The organism is Paenibacillus sp. FSL L8-0638 (assembly GCF_038593075.1).
Classification (GTDB): Bacteria; Bacillota; Bacilli; order Paenibacillales; family Paenibacillaceae; genus Paenibacillus; species Paenibacillus polymyxa_D.
This window is the reverse complement of sequence record NZ_CP151960.1, coordinates 3580796-3598462: the sequence shown is the minus strand read 5'-3', so window position 1 is coordinate 3598462 and position 17667 is coordinate 3580796. Positions and strand designations below refer to the sequence as shown.

Below are 17667 nucleotides of genomic sequence, written 5' to 3'. Positions count from 1 at the left end.
ATACCGCATCGCTTTCCCGCTATTGCCCTGTATGATATCATGGGATCAAAGCTTCATGAGGAACATGATATCAGCAGCAACGGCGGAGGTAAGCTATGGAATTCACAAAAATGAACGGTCTAGGTAATGATTTTATCGTTTGGTTTGGGCATCAGGAGTTGCCGACTGACGCCTCGGAATTAGCTGTTCGGCTATGTGATCGACATTTTGGTGTTGGCGCCGATGGGTTGGTATATATATTGCCATCAGAAAAAGCGGATTTCTGCATGCGCATTATTAACTCGGACGGCTCAGAGGCCGAACAATGCGGTAATGCTATCCGTTGTGCTGCCAAATACGTATATGACCGTAAGCATATCAACCGTGAACAGATCACGATTGAGACCCTGGGTGCAGGTGTACAGCAGGTCGAACTAACAGTAGAGAATGGACTTGTTCGTATGGTGAAGGTAGATATGGGAGAGCCAATTCTTGAGGGTTTGAAGATTCCAACTACACTGGATCTGACTAGCGTAATTAATGAGCCCATTGAAGCTGGAGGAAGTGGTTTTCGCTTTACGGCTGTATCTATGGGGAATCCGCACTGTGTCATATATGTGGAGGATGCGCCAAGCTTTGATCTGGAAGCCTGGGGGCCAAAGCTGGAATGCCATCCGTTATTCCCTAAAAAAACAAATGTTGAGTTCGCCACGGTACGTAGCCGTAAGCATATAGATATGAGAGTATGGGAGAGAGGAGCCGGGCCGACGCTAGCTTGTGGAACCGGGGCCTGTGCTACGCTTGTTGCTTCTGTACTAAACGGATATAGCGACCGCCACGCCATTGTAAGCCTGAAGGGCGGCGATCTGGATATCGAATGGAGTGAGGAAGATAATCACATATATATGACGGGTCCGGCTGAGATCGTGTACGTAGGTCGTCTGTTCTGAATCATGTGACTATAAAGATAACGTGCAACTACTTATGAATCGTATAGAAGTGAGTGAAAAGAAGACCTTAGTAGGTCTTCTTTTTTTGGACTTAGATGCCCTTGTATACAAGGAATATGATGAACAAAGCAACATTCTGTCTTTTTTTGGCGCCTGAACGATGTATAATATAGAAAATGAGAAAACAATAAGGAGGCCGTTCATAGTGCGGAAATTTCGTTGGATTTCAGCAGTTGCAGTCCTCATATTTGTAGCCACCGCGCTTCCGGTTCAGGCGGCGACCATTCCTGCCGCCGCGGAAACGACGGACAAGCAGGTTGGGTCGCTAACTCCGACAGTGGTAAGCCGTTTAGAAAAAGCGGTGCAAGAACTCATCGGCTCGAAGACAGCATTTCAATTTGACGATGTGACGGATATGGGGAAAACTTGGATTGTAGAGGGCGGACTGGAAGATGGAACTGCTACGTTGCAGACAGAATATAATAAAGAAAAAAATAGAGTAGATTCTACCACCATACGATATAAAATAAGCAGCTTGGGAAAAGCGATGAACGCGCCCCTCAAGACGAAAGTGCTAAACAGCGCCAAAGCGTTTGACAGCAAGCGTCCTTTGCAATTTGAAGCATTTTGGCGGGTCAAATCCCCTTATCAGTCCAACAAGCCATCAAATTACTGGGTATTTTGGGGCGCAGGAGAACAGGCTTCCTCGTTGTATGTGGATGTGGATCGAGGTAACGCTATTACCATCAACGCGGACTATGCGCTGAAGCGGGTGGACCCTCTGATACTGAACCGTGCAATGAACACATTTAAGCGTGTGAGTGGACAGCCAATTAAGGTACAGCACGCTTCACGGTACAAGGACGAAGCGAAGGGGCTTTCATATTGGTCGTTTGAGGATGCAAACGAGGCCAGTGAGGTCAAAATTAGCGCGGTAACCGGTAAAGTGCTGGCCGTATCCACCTATGGGGTGGACTGGAATGATGACGCAGATTTCAAAAAAACATTTGCAAGCCCGAAATATACTGCCTCAGAAGCTTTGAAGCTAGTCAAGCCCAAGGCTCAGATGTTGTTTAATATCAATTTGACCGGCTATAAAGTGAAAGTTCAAGGGAATCAATATACGTTCTACAAGCAGCAAAAGGGAACGGATTCTATTGTGGCTAAAGTAAATAAAAAAGGGACTTTTTATGCTTACTCTCTCCATTCTTCCGATGGGAAAATGTAGTAGGAAATAGAAAAGATGAATCAAGCCGCTCCACTCCTGATATCATATTGTCGGGGAGTGGGGCGGCTTTTTTAGTTTTTGGCTTATGTTTGAAGTCTCTTTATGTTACATTAGTATGAAAATAAAGAGCGGGGTGGAGCAGAGGACATGAAACCGGATTTGCGTACTGTGCTGAATCGTGAAATTATTGTCGGAGACGGCGCAATGGGGACTTTTTTATATCAGCTAGGATTTCCAGTAAATACGTCTTTCGAAGAACTGAACATCACTTCGCCTGATGTTATATCAGACGTGCATGGTCAATATTTAAGTGCAGGAGCTCGATTGCTGGAGACTAATACATTTTCTGCAAATGATTATAAGTTAGCCCGGTTTGGACTGGAATCTAAGGTAGAAGAGATCAATCGTGCTGGTGTGAGAATTGCCAGAGATGCGGCCGGACCTGAACATTATGTGGTAGGTGCAGTGGGTTCCATATGTGGGGGAAAGCGGCTTAACATATCAAAGCTGGAGCTGGCAAGAAACTATGAACAGCAAATTGATGCCCTTCTCTCCGAAGGAGTCGACGGTATTTTGTGCGAAACGTTTTATTCACTGGATGAAATACGCATAGCGCTTCACAGTGTACGTAAATATAGTGATATTCCGGTGATTTGTCAGTTTGCGGTCGATCAGGTTGGTCGTACTCAGGATGGTTTTTTAGTGGCGGAAGCTTTTTCGGTGCTGCGTAATGAGGGGGCAGACATCCTTGGATTTAACTGTCACTCGGGTCCGCAGGGAATTATGAGTGTAATGGAGCAGCTGGACGGTCCTTTGTCTGTACCGTTGTCCGTATATCCGAATGCGGGACTAGCAGATTATGTGGACGGTCACTATGTATACGGTGCATCACCTGAATATTTTGGAGAATGTGCCAAATCCTTTGTAGACCTGGGAACGAGGCTGCTAGGTGGTTGCTGCGGAACTACACCGGATCATATTGCTGCTATATCCAAAGCCTTGAACCGTTTGCAACCGCCTCCTCTTGCTTCAAAAGAAGCTTTGTCGAAAGAGTCCTTTCAAGTGGCGGAGCAGATTGCAGATGAAGGGGAACGAGGAAATGGCAGACATACCAGTGAGCCCAACATCGTGGATCTTGTAAAGGAACGACATACGGTCATTGTAGAACTGGATCCTCCGCGCGATCTGGACATTACGAGGTTTATGCAAGGTGCTCATGCGTTGAAGAAAGCCGGGGCCGACGCGCTTACACTGGCTGACAACTCGCTTGCAGTCACTCGCATGAGCAACATGGCGCTTGGACATTTGGTCAGTATTGAAACAGGCTTGCGTCCATTAATTCATATAGCATGTCGTGATCGCAATCTGATTGGTACTCAATCCCACATGATGGGTTTTGACGCGCTCGGTATTGACCATGTACTGGCGGTTACTGGAGATCCGGCGCGGTTCGGTGATTTGCCAGGCGCCAGTTCGGTGTATGATATGACCTCTTTTGAAATCATACGTATGATCAAGCAATTAAATGATGGTGTCGCATTTTCCGGTAAGCCACTGAAGCAGAAAGCTAATTTTGTGGTAGGTGCCGCATTTAATCCTAACGTCAAGCATTTGGGTAAAGCCGTACAGCGGTTGGAGAAGAAAATTGCCTCCGGAGCCGACTATGTTATGACTCAGCCCGTATACGACCACGAGTTGATTGCAGCCATCGCGGAAGCGACACGACATTTGGAAGTACCGATTTTTATCGGTATTATGCCGCTGGCTAGTGGGCGCAATGCAGAATACTTGCACAATGAAGTACCAGGCATTCAGTTATCCGATGAGGTGCGTGCACGTATGTCTGGTCTTGAGGGTCCGGAAGGACGAGCAATGGGTGTGTCTATTGCCAAGGAGTTACTCGATACGGCAATGGAACATTTTAATGGTATCTATTTTATGACTCCATTTATGTTCTATGAAATGACAGCTGAACTGACTTCTTACGTATGGCAAAAATCAGGCCGCGCACAGGCCCCCTTGTTTCGACTATAATAATCAATTACAATAGTATAATGGATGTGATGCCGATGTCATTGAGTATGACCGGATACGGTCAAGCCATCCTTCATTATGAGGGCTATAAAGTGCGCTTGGAATTGAAATCAGTGAATCACCGCTATTGCGAAGTGATGATGAGAATTCCGCGCGAATGGACTCGTTACGAAGATGGCTTGAGAAGAACGGTTCAACAGCAGATTAAACGCGGTCGTATCGATGTCTTTATCCACAGGGAACGTGATGAAGAACAGATGCCCGCCGCGCGGTTAAATGACACTGTGGTGCAGGCTTACCTGCATGCAGCGGAGCAGCTGGCGGATCGTTATGGAGTGAAAGGAACGTTAGGGATAAGCGATATTCTTGCTTTGCCTGACGTTCTGGGTGAGCCTGGAGAGGCTTTCCATGGAGACGAAGAGGACTGGGAAGAGCAACTACAGCGAGCTTTGAATGAAGCTTTGCAAGGTTTACTGGAGATGAGAAGGCGAGAAGGCGGGCATTTGGCGCAAGATGTGAAATCCCGTATTTTACGTCTGGAATCCCTGCATCATGAAATGACGGTGCTGGCTCCTCATGTTGTGAACGACTACCGTAACAGGCTGAAACACAGGCTTAAAGAGCTTCAGGACGGTTCATTTACGCTTGATGAACATAAGTTCGGAATGGAGATTGCGTTATTCGCGGATCGCAGCAATATTGATGAGGAACTTACCCGGCTTCAAAGTCACTTTGGGCAGTGCAAGGGGTTGCTGCTATCGGACGAGCCGGCCGGTCGCAAATTAGATTTTTTAATCCAGGAAATGAACAGAGAAGTCAACACGATCGGCTCCAAGGCTAATCATCTCAACTTGGTTAATTTGGTCGTTGATATGAAAGCAGAGCTCGAGAAAATTCGTGAGCAGGCTGCAAATATTGAGTAGCTACCTGGTAGCGGCACGGCTGCAAGAGTCACATGTATAGGGGGAAAGACCTGAATATGGCAATCAAATTGATCAATATTGGTTTCGGCAATATCGTGTCGGCCAACCGAATTATCTCCATCGTCAGTCCGGAGTCTGCTCCGATCAAGCGGATTATACAGGAAGCCAGGGACCGTCATATGCTAATTGATGCTACCTATGGCCGCCGGACGCGGGCTGTTATTATTACAGACAGTGATCATGTAATCCTGTCTGCGGTGCAGCCGGAGACGGTCGCTCATCGCCTATCCACTAAAGATGATGACAATGACGAATAAAAATGGAGTGTACTATGGCTAAGGGATTATTATTTGTAATATCCGGACCTTCGGGTGTCGGTAAAGGGACGGTAGGCAACGCATTGCGTGACAAGCTACCAGAGATAACGTACTCCGTTTCTGCTACAACTCGAACACCTCGTTCGGGTGAACAGGATGGAGTGACCTATTTTTTTAAAACGCGTGAAGAATTTTTGGGTATGATTGAACGAGATGAAATGCTGGAGTATGCTGAGTATGTAGGGAACTATTATGGTACTCCACGTGATTTTGTAGATCAGACGCTTGCGCAGGGAAAAGATATTTTTCTGGAGATTGAAGTTCAGGGAGCGCTAAAGGTTAAAGAAAAATTTCCAGAAGGCATATTCATTTTTCTGCTTCCGCCTTCGCTAGATGAATTAAAGGATAGAATCCGGGGACGGGGCACAGAAACTCAAGCGACCATAGACCACCGTATGTCGGTAGCTGTGGATGAAATGAATCTGTTGCGTCACTATGATTATGCGGTCGTCAATGATGAGATTGATTTCGCTTGTAAACGAATAGAATCCATTATTATCGCCGAACATTGTAAGGTTCATCCTTAAACGAGGGCTTTACATATGCCAAGCGTACCTAAAGAGAAATAATACTGTATAAGCTGAGCTTGAAGGTGTACACTGGAGTTCAGCTTATACAGTCCTAAAACTACATGAAGAGGTGTCTATTCGTGCTGTATCCTTCCATTGATGAAATGATGAAAAAGGCAGATAGTAAGTATTCGTTGGTTGTAGCGGCTTCACGTCGTGCCAGACAGTTGCGCGAGGGTGAAAAGACGACCCTCAAGAATCCTAAATCCCACAAACAGGTTGGAGTAGCTTTGGAAGAGATCTATGCAGATCATCTTCTACTTGAAAGCGGCGAAGAAGAATAAGAATTATAGACAATCATTATAACCGGGCGTAATGCCAATTCCTTTGACAACCGCAAGGTTGTTATTTTTTTAGGTCAGGGGGAGTTAACGATGTTGAAGGGAAAAGTTATTATTCTTGGTATAACCGGTGGAATTGCTGCTTACAAAGGGGCTGCGTTATGTAGTAGGTTGACACAAAAGGGCGCCGATGTTCATGTGATTATGACAGCTTCTGCTAAGGAGTTTATTACCGAGCTTACGTTGCAGTCGCTCTCTCGTAATCCGGTGTACAGTGATACGTTTGATGAAAGAGAGCCGTCCGTCGTATCCCATATTCATCTGGCAGATGCGGCTGATTTGGTGCTTGTTGCACCTGCAACTGCGAATATTATCGGAAAAATGGCGCATGGCCTTGCTGATGATATGTTGTCTACAACGTTGTTGGCTACAACAGCGCCTATTATGGTGGCACCTGCGATGAATGTACATATGTACACTCATCCGGCAGTCATGCAAAATATGGAGACGCTTGTATCACGTGGCGTGAAGATGATTGAGCCTGGTGAAGGATTACTGGCTTGCGGTTACGTTGGCAAAGGACGTTTGGAAGAGCCGGACACAATTGTGCAAACCATAGAGCACTTTTTTGATCAGCAAGCCCAGGAACAAAAAAACAACATTAAGTCTGAATCCCGATGGTTTGGTGGCGAATCTATGGAGGCTCAAGTGCCTGAGTCACCTGTGAATGAGAATGAATCGGTGCTTTCAGGTAAAAAAGTCATTGTAACGGCTGGAGGCACGATCGAGCGAATTGATCCAGTGCGTTATATCACAAATGATTCATCTGGAAAAATGGGCTTCGCCATTGCAAAAGTGGCTCAAAAGATGGGGGCAGAGGTGCACTTGATTGCTGCCAATACCAGTGCGGAACCGCCTGCTGGTATTATGCTTGAAAGAGTCCAGTCGGCTGAAGACATGTACGCAGCTGTATTAAAACAATGGGAAACGAGCGATATGGTCGTTATGGCTGCTGCAGTTGCAGATTATCGACCACGTGAGATAGCACAGACCAAGATCAAGAAAAAAGATAGTGTATTTACGCTAGAGTTAGTGAAGAACGTCGATATTCTAGAATCACTCGGACGGAGTAAGAAACATCAATTTTTAATTGGCTTTGCAGCTGAAACTGAACATTTGGAGACGTATGCGAAAGATAAATTAGAACGTAAAAATTGTGATTTGATCGCGGCAAACGATGTAACTGTGAATGGTGCTGGTTTTGGCGTCGATACGAATGCTGTTCAAATTTATGACCGAAGCGGGATCGTTGAGCGTATTCCTGTACAGTCAAAGGAAGAAGTTGCGCGTAAGTTGCTTACTATAGCCGCGGGACGCATGGGTGGGGTGCTGCATTAATGGAGACGGGCAATTTAGTTGCCAAGGTCATTGTCGATGTACCTGCCAAGGATACGGACCGCACCTTCGATTATCTGATACCGGATTCAATGAGACCTTGGATTGAGCCGGGTAGTCGGGTAGCTGTGCCATTTGGCAAACGGACGGTGCAGGCTTTCGTCATCTCGGTAGTCCCAGCTGAGGAACCACCGAAATACAGGATGAGAGCGATCCAGGAGTTGCTCGATTTGGTACCGCCCTTATCTGCCGACCTAGTCGAACTGGGCAAATGGATGAGCGAACGTTATGCTTGTAATCAAATTATGGCATTGCAAGTGATGATTCCTACCGCGCTCAAGGGCAAAGCAGAACGTTATATCTCAATTGCGGAACAGCATGAGTTAACGCATCCACAGCGTACTATACAACCGAATCAGGGCGATGAGCTCGAATGGGCACTTCTGACCGACGATGGTATGAGTGATCCGACAGAGCGTCGGATTGTCAGCTTCATTCAGGAGAAGGAGCAAGTCCCATTGCAGCAACTCAGTCGACGTTTCCCTGAGGAAGCGGAGGTTATTAAATCACTGTTACGCCGGGGTGTGCTTCAGGAAAGTCAAGTTATTAAAGACAAACTTGGCAAAAAGACCATGAAATCCGTTGATCTGGCTATCGGCACAGACGAGGCATCAACGGTACTGGAGCAATTTTCTGCCAAAGCACAGCGTCAGCGGGAGGTACTTGCTTTTTTGCTGGAACGTAGCGAGTTTCTGCCTCTGTCGCTCAAGGAAGTCATGACCTCATTGAGTGTGTCTGCTGCAACGGTTAAGGCGCTGGAAGATAAGGGCTATGTTTCGCTGGAGGATGTCGAAGTGTTCCGCGACCCGTACCGGGGCAGACACTTCAAGCCTACAGAGCCACTCCCTCTCACGGCAGAGCAGCAGTCGGTGTATGAACGGATTATTCGCCAGCTGGACACGCGTGAGCAAGGAGCTTATTTGTTGCATGGAGTCACGGGGAGCGGTAAGACGGAAATCTATCTACAGACGATTCAGCGTTGTATCGAGCAGAATCGGCAGGCCATTGTGCTGGTACCTGAAATATCGTTAACCCCACAAATGGTTGAGCGTTTTAAAGGTCGGTTTGGCGATCAGGTAGCAGTGATGCACAGTAGGTTGTCTGGAGGAGAACGGTACGATGAGTGGCGCAAAATACGCGAAGGCCGTGTGAAAGTGGCGATTGGTGCTCGCTCGGCAGTATTTGCGCCTTTTCGTGAGTTAGGTCTTATTATTATGGATGAGGAGCACGAAACGTCCTATAAGCAGGAAGAGACACCTAAATACCATGCGCGTGATGTCGCCATTCGCAGAGCCCATCAGCATGGGGCTGTCGTTATTCTCGGCTCGGCTACACCGTCGCTGGAAAGCTACTATGCGGCTCGCTCACAAAGCAACGACGAGTTTGCGCCGTTGCTACTTGAAATGCCAACTCGCGCATTGGGGAACACGTTACCCGAAGTACATATCATGGATATGCGTGAGGAACTGCGTGCTGGCAACCGCTCTATGTTTAGCCGTGCGTTGCATAATGGGATTGCAGAGCGGTTAGAGCGTAAGGAGCAGACGGTGCTCCTGTTGAATCGGCGTGGACACTCCACATTCGTCATGTGCCGTAGCTGTGGCTATGTGGCGGGCTGTCCGCATTGTGATATTTCGCTTACGTATCATCAGCGGTCGAACAATTTACGTTGCCATTACTGTGGTTATTCCGAGCCCGTGCCTCAGACTTGTCCTGAGTGCGGTAGTGAGCATATTCGCTATTTCGGTACAGGTACCCAGCGAGTGGAAGAAGAGCTGGCAAAGCTATTCCCCGGTATACGTGTTGTTCGAATGGATGTTGATACAACGACAGAAAAAAATGCCCACGAAAAGCTCCTCAAGCAATTTCGTGATAAAAAAGCGGACGTGCTGCTCGGTACTCAAATGGTTGCCAAAGGCCTGGACTTTCCCGATGTGACACTGGTTGGTGTCATTACTGCGGATTCGGCTCTCAATTTACCAGATTTTAGGGCTGCGGAAAAGACTTTTCAGCTGTTAACACAAGTAGCTGGACGTGCTGGGAGACATCAATTGCCAGGGGAAGTATTCGTACAATCCTATACTCCAGAGCATTATTCGGTGATTCACGCAAATCGCCATGATTATGCTTCTTTTGTGAGGGAAGAATTGAAACACCGCCGCAATTTGCACTATCCACCATATTGTCGTCTTATTTTGGTAACCTTTTCTCATGAACAACTCCCGGTGCTGGTTCGGCTGGCTGAGAATTATTCAGCAACACTACAGGGACGGGCCAGACAACGGGGCTGGTTCGGGAATATGGATCGTCTTACATCGGATGTACTCGACATTTTGGGACCAGTAGCTTCACCCATTTCGAGAATCAAGAATAGATACCGATTTCAATGTATGATAAAATGGCGTGGAAATATCGACGCGATCAGTTTGGCTCAGCAAGTAGCTGATGAAATGGCCGAATCCGCACAGGCGCAAAAGTTGCTGATTAGTCTGGATGTTGATCCGCAAATGCTTATGTAGGGTGTTACCACAAAAGTTATTAGCACAAATAATGCGGACAAGTCGTCCGTACATAGGATAATGTAGCAGTCGCGTTTGTGATGAATACAGTTAAGCCTAAACGAAGGAAAAAGGATAAAGAGGAAGGTGTTCTGTTGTCATGTCAATTAGAATTATAGTGTTGGAGCCGGATGATGTATTGCACAAAGTAGCAAAGGAAGTCACTAAAATTACGCCTAACGTGCAAAAGCTGCTCGACGATATGGCAGATACGATGTATGAAGCGGAGGGTGTAGGTCTTGCTGCTCCGCAAGTAGGTATTTTGAAGCGTCTCATCGTTGTAGATGCTGGAGATGAACATGGTTTGATTAAAATGATCAACCCAGAAATCGTGGCCGAAGAAGGGGAGGAATTGGGTCCAGAAGGCTGCCTGAGTATACCAGGGTTGAACGGGGATGTGCGTCGTGCCGAGAAAGTTACAGTCAAGGGACTGGACCGCGAGGGTAAGGCCATTACCGTTACAGCGACAGGATTGCTTTCTCGTGCTTTTCAGCATGAAATCGACCATTTAAATGGAATTTTGTTCACGGATATTGCAGAAAAAGTATATGAGGTTGCGCTGGAACAGCCAGGACCGAACCGTCAGATAGGAGAGTGAGGTTCGATGAGTCAAGACATTCGTATTATCTTTATGGGTACGCCTGAGTTTGCAGTGCCATCGTTGAACATGTTACTGGATAATGGTTATAACGTGGTCGGTGTGATTACACAGCCCGATAAGCCACAGGGACGGAAAAAAATATTGACGCCTACACCAGTTAAGGAAGCGGCAGAAAAACGCGGATTACCTGTACTGCAACCGACCCGCCTGCGCCAGCCAGAAGCGGTGGCTCAGGTGGCGGAGCTGCGTCCTGATCTGATCGTAACCGCAGCCTATGGGCAAATTTTGCCAAAATCCGTACTAGACCTGCCTCGTTTCGGCTGTCTGAATGTTCATGGTTCGTTACTTCCCCGTTATCGGGGAGGTGCACCGATTCAGCGTGCGATTATTAACGGTGAGACCGTGACGGGTGTGACGCTGATGTATATGGCGGAAGGACTGGATACCGGCGATATGATATCGCGAGTTGAGGTTGCTATAGAGCCGGAGGATACCTCCGGTACGATTTTTGAAAAGCTAAGCGTAGCTGGAGCAAAGCTTTTGCAGGGCGAGCTGCCTAAATTGCTGACAGGGCAATCAGACCGTACGCCGCAAAACGAGGACGAGGCGACCTATGCTCCGAATCTGAACCGCGACGATGAGCGTATTTCGTGGAGTGACAATGCACAGCAGATATACAACCGGATTCGCGGCCTTGTACCTTTTTCCGGCGCGTTTACGCTTTGGGAGGAAAATGTTTTTAAAATATGGGCTGCTGAGCAGCCTTTCATAAATAATGAAGTGAGTGGCTCAAATGCTCCAGCACCCGGAACGGTTCTTCAATTGACCGCTCGTGGCATTGAGGTGCAGACAGGCGAAGGAACTCTCTGGCTGACTCAGGTTCAACCGGCTGGCAAAAAGGTTATGGATGCCGGAACCTTTGCGCGCGGCGGACAGATGAAGCCAGGCACGGTGCTCGGATGAGCGGGAGTCACTCCCGTCAGGGAGGCCAAGGCAAGGGAGTGGGTGCCAGATCCGGCAATACTCGCAAACAGACGGCGCGGGAAGTTGCACTTGATGTGTTGACCGGTGTGGAGCAAGAGGGTGCGTATAGCAATCTTGAATTGAATCGTCGACTTCAGCAGGCAGGTTTATCTGCAAGTGACGCTGGTTTGGCGACTGAACTTGTATACGGTACAGTCGCACGCCGAAATACACTTGATTATTTTTTGAATAAATTTGTTCAAAAAGGAACGGCCAAGCTTCAGACTTGGGTACGTTCGTTGCTGCGGATGAGTGTGTATCAGGTGGTGTATCTGGATCGAGTTCCGGATCATGCAGTCGTTAGTGAAGCGGTGACCATTGCCAAGCGTCGTGGACATCAGGGGATTTCCGGTATGGTCAATGGCGTGCTCCGCAGCATGCTGCGTGAGCCGGACAAGCTGCGTATTCCTGACGATTTGTCACCGGAGGAACGGATTTCATTAGAACATTCCCATCCACAGTGGCTGGTTAAGCGCTGGGTTAAGCAATACGGTGCAGATACTGCTGAGGCTATCTGTCAGGCTAATAATGAGCCCCCAGCGGTCAGCGTACGGGTGAATACGACAATGACCAGCCGTGATCAGCTGCTGGACGAGATGCGTTCAAAAGGACTTGATGCCGTTCCTTCGGCAGTTAGTCCCTATGGGATTGTTGTTCGTAGCGGTGGCAATATGGCGCTTACCTCGTGGTATACGGACGGCTTGCTGTCCGTACAGGATGAAAGCTCGATGCTCGTTGCCGAAGCAGTTGCTCCTGAGCCCGGTATGCTGGTACTGGATTGCTGTGCCGCTCCAGGCGGCAAAACAGCTCATATGGCTGAGCTGATGAAGGATCGCGGTCGGATCGTTGCAAATGATCTGCATGCCCATAAGCATCAATTAATCCGCGAACAGGCTAATCGACTTGGCCTGGATGCCGTGGAAACAGTCACTGGTGATGCGCTAGAACTGAAGGAACGATATGCTCCAGCTTCTTTTGACCGTATTTTGCTGGATGCGCCATGCTCTGGCTTTGGAGTAATTCGTCGTAAACCAGACCTGCGTTGGAGTAAAACTGCGCAGGATGTTCGCGACATTACACAGCTTCAGCATGAGCTGCTGGATAGTGTAGCGGGACTGTTGAAGCCAGGTGGTATTCTGGTCTACAGCACATGCACGATTGAGCCGGACGAAAATGAAGGACAATTGACTCGGTTTTTAAGCGAACATTCGGAGTATGAATTGGCAGAGGGTCATTCCTTCCCGGACGTGAGCCGCGAAAAGGATAGTATACAGGGAGGCTCGGTACAGCTGTTACCGCAGCATTTCCACAGCGACGGATTTTATATCGCGCGCCTGCGTCGGGTGAAATAGCGCGGAAGAGAATTCCATGCAGCTGCCCACCAGCATTTCCACATTCCGCCGGAACATTTCCGGCGGTTTTTTGCATGAAGACGAAAAATTTTTACCCCCTCAGGGATTTGTGCTAAAATAGGAAGAATGAAAAATATGATCTGCGATCAAACAGAACTTAATGAAGAAGGAACGGGTGCAAACATTGATGAAACCTTTTATATATGATTTAACTTTGGAGGAGCTTCAGGACTGGGCCAAGAACAATGGCGAGCCTGCTTTTCGTGGAGGACAAATTTTTGACTGGCTGTATGTGAAGCGGGTCAATGATTTCAGCGAGATGACGAATTTGCCCAAGGCGCTGAGAGAGAAGCTTGAGGAGCAATTTAGTTTTGTGACGCTTAGTGAAATTACAAAGTTGGAATCAAAGGACGGTACAGTAAAATTCCTGTTCGGTTTGCATGATGATCATGCCATTGAAACGGTCATTATGAGACACAATTACGGAAACAGTATTTGTGTAACGACACAAGTGGGTTGCCGAATTGGTTGTACTTTCTGCGCTTCGACGCTTGGAGGCCTCAAACGGAACCTGACAGCTGGTGAAATTACTGCACAGGTAGTACAGGCTCAGAAAATTTTGGATAAAACGAATGAACGAGTGAGCAGCATCGTGATTATGGGCTCGGGCGAGCCTTTCGAAAACTATGAAGCGACCATGACGTTTTTGCGTACAATGGTTCATGAAAAAGGTCTGAACATTGGTCAACGTCATATCACAGTGTCGACCAGCGGTATTGTACCGAATATTTATAAATTTGCCGACGAGGATACCCAGATTAATCTGGCAATATCCATTCATGCGCCTAATGATGCACTTCGGTCGAAGCTAATGCCTGTAAATCGGCGTTATCCCTTTAAGGATGTTATGGATTCTCTACGTTACTATCTTGCTAAGACGGGGCGGAGAATTTCGTTTGAATATGCCCTGATTGGTGGGGTAAACGATCAGGCAGAACATGCTGAAGAGCTAGCGGATGTGTTAAAGGACATGCTGTGTCACGTCAATTTGATTCCAGTCAACCATGTGCCTGAGCGCAAGTATGTGCGCACATCGCGTAGCGATATTTTTAATTTTCAACGTATTCTTGCCGAAAAAGGCGTCAATGTGACGATCCGGCGTGAACAGGGTCACGATATTGCCGCTGCCTGCGGTCAGTTGCGTGCAAAGCATATGGAGTTGGGGTGAAACCATTTGATCAAAACAGTTCATGTCAGCCATGTCGGACGTGTACGTTCGGTGAATGAGGATTCTGCCTGGATCAGGCACTTAGAGCAAGGCTATATTCTTGGGATTGTTGCCGATGGTATGGGGGGGCATTTGGCCGGTGATACGGCCAGCCGCCTTGCGGTAGAGACACTTGCCGCTGATTTGGCGACGCTGGAGAGCGGATTATCCGCACATTCTTTGACGGCGGCGCTCAGCGACGCTATTTTGCATGCCAATGAAGTCATCTTCCAGACGGCTGCACGCGATGAGAAGTATCATAATATGGGAACGACAGTTGTTGCGGTTTTACTAAACGACGCATCCGGAATTATCGGACATATCGGTGACAGTCGCGCCTATGTCATATCCAAAGGAGCGGTACATCAGCTTACAGAAGACCATACTTTGGTTAACGAGCTGTTCAAAAACGGTCAGATCAGTAAGGAAGAACGGGAGAACCATCCTCGTCGCAATGTACTGACACGGGCGCTGGGCACTGATTCCGAGGTGAAAGTGGATATTGACTCCATTACGCTGGAAAAAGGCGATGTACTGTTACTGTGTAGCGACGGATTAAGCAATCTGGTAACGGAAGAACAAATCAGTAAAGTAGTAGGTGCCGCAGAGAATCCTTTGGAGGAGCGTGCGGATCGTCTGCTACATCTGGCGTTGCTTGCCGGAGGAGACGATAACATTACTGTAGCTTTGTTTGAATTGCCCGATGACACGGTTTCATTGAATGAAAAGGGGTGTGACGCATGATCGGGCACCTGCTAGGGGGAAGATACGAAATTATTGAGCGTATCGGTGGCGGCGGTATGGCTCTGGTGTACAAGGCTCAAGACATTTTGCTGAATCGCAATGTCGCAGTTAAAGTGTTGCGCCAGCAATTTGTTCATGACGAGGAATTTATTCGCCGGTTTCGGCGTGAGGCGCAGTCTGCGGCTTCGCTTTCGCATTCGAATGTGGTCAGTATTTATGATGTCGGCCAAGAGGATGAAATCCATTATATTGTAATGGAGTGCATCGAAGGTAAAAATTTGAATGAGATTATTAAAGAACGTGCGCCATTGCAGGTGGATGAAGCCGTACGGATTGCTTCCCAGATTTGTGATGCGCTGGAGCATGCTCACCAAAATCAGATCATTCACCGAGACATCAAGCCTCATAATATATTAATTGGACGTAATGGACGGGTTAAGGTAACCGATTTTGGGATTGCTAGAGCTGTTACGTCAACGACCATTACCCAGACGGGTTCTGTTGTAGGTTCTGTTCATTATTTTTCACCTGAGCATGCAAAGGGTGTCGTCACCGGCGAAAAATCGGACTTATATTCTTTAGGTATTGTCTTATATCAAATGCTGACGGCGCAGCTCCCTTTCCTCGGAGAAAGTCCAATTAGTGTAGCGCTCAAGCATTTGCAAGAGGAGTTTGAGGAACCGCGTAAAATTAATCCGTTGATTCCGCAAAGTGTGGAAAATGTCATTCTAAAATCCATGCGCAAAAATCCAGAAGAGCGTTATCAATCGGCAGATGAAATGCTAAAAGATTTGGAAACCTGTTTGCTGCCGGGACGGCGTAATGAATCCAAGCTGGAGTTTACACATTTGGATGATGAGGATCAAACACGGGTTATTCCGGCTATTAAGCCTCAACAATTAGGGATGTCTTCTAGCGGTGAAGATGTACCTGCCCAACCGCGTGAGTCTGAACAGCTTCTGAGCAAGCAATCGTCCAAGAAAAATAGAAAAAAAGCGATCTTGTGGGTAACACTAGTGTTGGTGTTACTTCTGTGCATGGGCGGAGTGGTGTACTATGTGCAAAGTGTACTTGTCGTGCCTGAGGTAAAAGTACCAGGTGTATTGACACAAACAGAAGACCAAGCGAAGGTTAATCTCAGTAAAGCGGGATTACTCATTGAGGAGCCAATCCAGCATGAATACAAAGAGGGGATCGCGCCTGGAATTGTATTTTATCAAAGCTATCCTGCAGATTCTTTAGTCAAGGAAGGAACCAAGATTAGTCTGAAAGTCGGGATTGCCAAGCCGCTCACCCCAATGCCGGATGTAAAAGGCCAAAGCTACGAGAATGCTGTTAAGCTGCTGACCGCCCAGCAAATTAAGGAGACGCAGATTCAGCAAAATGAGCAGTTCAGTGATCAGGCCGTTGGAACCGTCCTTAGTCAGACGCCAGCTGCAAATGAGCCATTTGATAAGGATTCAGTCCAGGTTGTGCTCACAGTCAGCAAGGGCGCTGACACTGTAAAAATGCCAAGTCTCGTAGGGAAAACGCAGAACCAAGCGGAAAATGAGGTCAAAAAGGCAGGGCTGAAGGTTGGCTCGATTAAAGAAGAATTTAGCTATGAGCAGGAAAAAGGAAGAGTAACCAAACAATGGCCGTCAGAGGCAGGCAGTGAGTTGCCACCAAATACGGAAATTACGTTTTATGTAAGCACTGGTTACCCGCCAGAAGCGATTACGCTGCCATTTAATGTGCCTGTTGCACCGAAGGAAGAGGGTAAAAACAGCAAAATTCGTATCACTTATACGGATGCACGTGGAGAAAATCAGGAATGGGGAAGCCGTACGATTAATACGACACAGGTGTTCACTATCAACCTGCTAATGGCTCCGAACAAAGACAGTGTTGTCTCAGTATTTAGAGATGGTGACTTTATTGATACGTATCCGGTCTCTTATATTGATGCGAAAAATGGAACAGTGACGATGCCTCAAATTGCCCCACCTGCTGGAACTTCACCAACGGATACACCTGATGGTAATTCCTCGCAAAATGGAAGTGGAAACGGCGAGGAAGGTGATAACGGGGGATCTTCTAATGATAGTGGTAACGGTGGAGGCGACTCGAACAATCAGGAGGGCACAGGAGGTAATGGTGACCCTTCCGCCTTTGTTCCTGGAACGAATTCCACGGGGGCTACGCGCAGTGAGTTGGCAGTTAGCCATAAAAACAACCCAGCTTACGCTTCCCACGAAAAGAAGGAAAAAGTGATTGAGGCTGTTCAGCATCAGTAAACGTGCAATAGGAGATGCTCAACCTGCTATACGCAATAAAACTTGAACAT

General features: G+C 47.5%; 15 protein-coding genes. All 15 read left to right on the top strand.

The genetic code is table 11. The annotated features are described in order from the left end of the window. The first annotated feature begins 95 nt into the window (after nt 1-95). Nucleotides 96-929, top strand: coding sequence for a diaminopimelate epimerase (gene dapF / locus MKY35_RS15970; RefSeq protein ID WP_342444208.1), 834 nt, complete (start codon nt 96-98; stop codon nt 927-929). Nucleotides 930-1134: 205 nt separating this feature from the next. Then, nucleotides 1135-2157, top strand: a complete 1023-nt coding sequence (locus MKY35_RS15965; RefSeq protein ID WP_342444207.1) for a hypothetical protein — start codon at nt 1135-1137, stop codon at nt 2155-2157. Nucleotides 2158-2304: 147 nt separating this feature from the next. Further along, entirely contained in the window at nt 2305-4191 is a 1887-nt protein-coding gene (locus tag MKY35_RS15960) for a bifunctional homocysteine S-methyltransferase/methylenetetrahydrofolate reductase (RefSeq protein WP_340955859.1), read from the top strand. 35 nt (nt 4192-4226) lie between these two features. After that, the gene (locus tag MKY35_RS15955; protein ID WP_342444206.1) at nt 4227-5114 is read left to right on the top strand and encodes a YicC/YloC family endoribonuclease; all 888 of its coding nucleotides are present in this window, start codon (nt 4227-4229) and stop codon (nt 5112-5114) included. 56 nt (nt 5115-5170) lie between these two features. Continuing rightward, entirely contained in the window at nt 5171-5431 is a 261-nt protein-coding gene (locus tag MKY35_RS15950; RefSeq protein ID WP_005548256.1) for a DUF370 domain-containing protein, read from the top strand. A 14-nt stretch (nt 5432-5445) separates the two neighbouring features. Further along, on the top strand, nt 5446-6018 hold the full coding sequence (gene gmk, locus MKY35_RS15945) for a guanylate kinase (protein WP_013310894.1): 573 nt from the start codon (nt 5446-5448) through the stop codon (nt 6016-6018). Between the two features lie 122 nt (nt 6019-6140). Continuing rightward, the gene (gene rpoZ / locus MKY35_RS15940) at nt 6141-6344 is read left to right on the top strand and encodes a DNA-directed RNA polymerase subunit omega (RefSeq protein WP_039270867.1); all 204 of its coding nucleotides are present in this window, start codon (nt 6141-6143) and stop codon (nt 6342-6344) included. 90 nt (nt 6345-6434) lie between these two features. Beyond that, nucleotides 6435-7739: a bifunctional phosphopantothenoylcysteine decarboxylase/phosphopantothenate--cysteine ligase CoaBC gene (coaBC, locus tag MKY35_RS15935; protein WP_342444205.1), complete on the top strand. Its 1305-nt coding sequence runs from the start codon at nt 6435-6437 to the stop codon at nt 7737-7739. After that, nucleotides 7739-10315, top strand: a complete 2577-nt coding sequence (gene priA, locus MKY35_RS15930; protein ID WP_342444204.1) for a primosomal protein N' — start codon at nt 7739-7741, stop codon at nt 10313-10315. Before coaBC ends, priA begins: the two co-directional genes overlap by 1 nt. 139 nt (nt 10316-10454) lie before the next feature. Further along, nucleotides 10455-10952 (top strand): peptide deformylase, encoded by a 498-nt coding sequence (def, locus tag MKY35_RS15925; protein ID WP_013310890.1) that lies wholly within the window; start codon nt 10455-10457, stop codon nt 10950-10952. Between the two features lie 6 nt (nt 10953-10958). Further along, nucleotides 10959-11918 (top strand): methionyl-tRNA formyltransferase, encoded by a 960-nt coding sequence (fmt, locus tag MKY35_RS15920; RefSeq protein ID WP_342444203.1) that lies wholly within the window; start codon nt 10959-10961, stop codon nt 11916-11918. Next, nucleotides 11915-13330, top strand: coding sequence for a 16S rRNA (cytosine(967)-C(5))-methyltransferase RsmB (gene rsmB, locus MKY35_RS15915; protein ID WP_342444202.1), 1416 nt, complete (start codon nt 11915-11917; stop codon nt 13328-13330). Before fmt ends, rsmB begins: the two co-directional genes overlap by 4 nt. A 187-nt stretch (nt 13331-13517) precedes the next feature. Then, nucleotides 13518-14558 carry a 23S rRNA (adenine(2503)-C(2))-methyltransferase RlmN gene (gene rlmN / locus MKY35_RS15910; protein WP_029517204.1) on the top strand — a complete coding sequence of 347 codons (1041 nt, stop codon included), beginning with the start codon at nt 13518-13520 and terminating at the stop codon, nt 14556-14558. Nucleotides 14559-14564: 6 nt separating this feature from the next. Then, the gene (locus MKY35_RS15905; protein ID WP_342444201.1) at nt 14565-15341 is read left to right on the top strand and encodes a Stp1/IreP family PP2C-type Ser/Thr phosphatase; all 777 of its coding nucleotides are present in this window, start codon (nt 14565-14567) and stop codon (nt 15339-15341) included. Continuing rightward, entirely contained in the window at nt 15338-17617 is a 2280-nt protein-coding gene (pknB, locus tag MKY35_RS15900; RefSeq protein ID WP_342444200.1) for a Stk1 family PASTA domain-containing Ser/Thr kinase, read from the top strand. The genes MKY35_RS15905 and pknB overlap by 4 nt, the downstream gene beginning before the upstream one ends. The last annotated feature ends 50 nt before the right edge of the window (nt 17618-17667 follow it).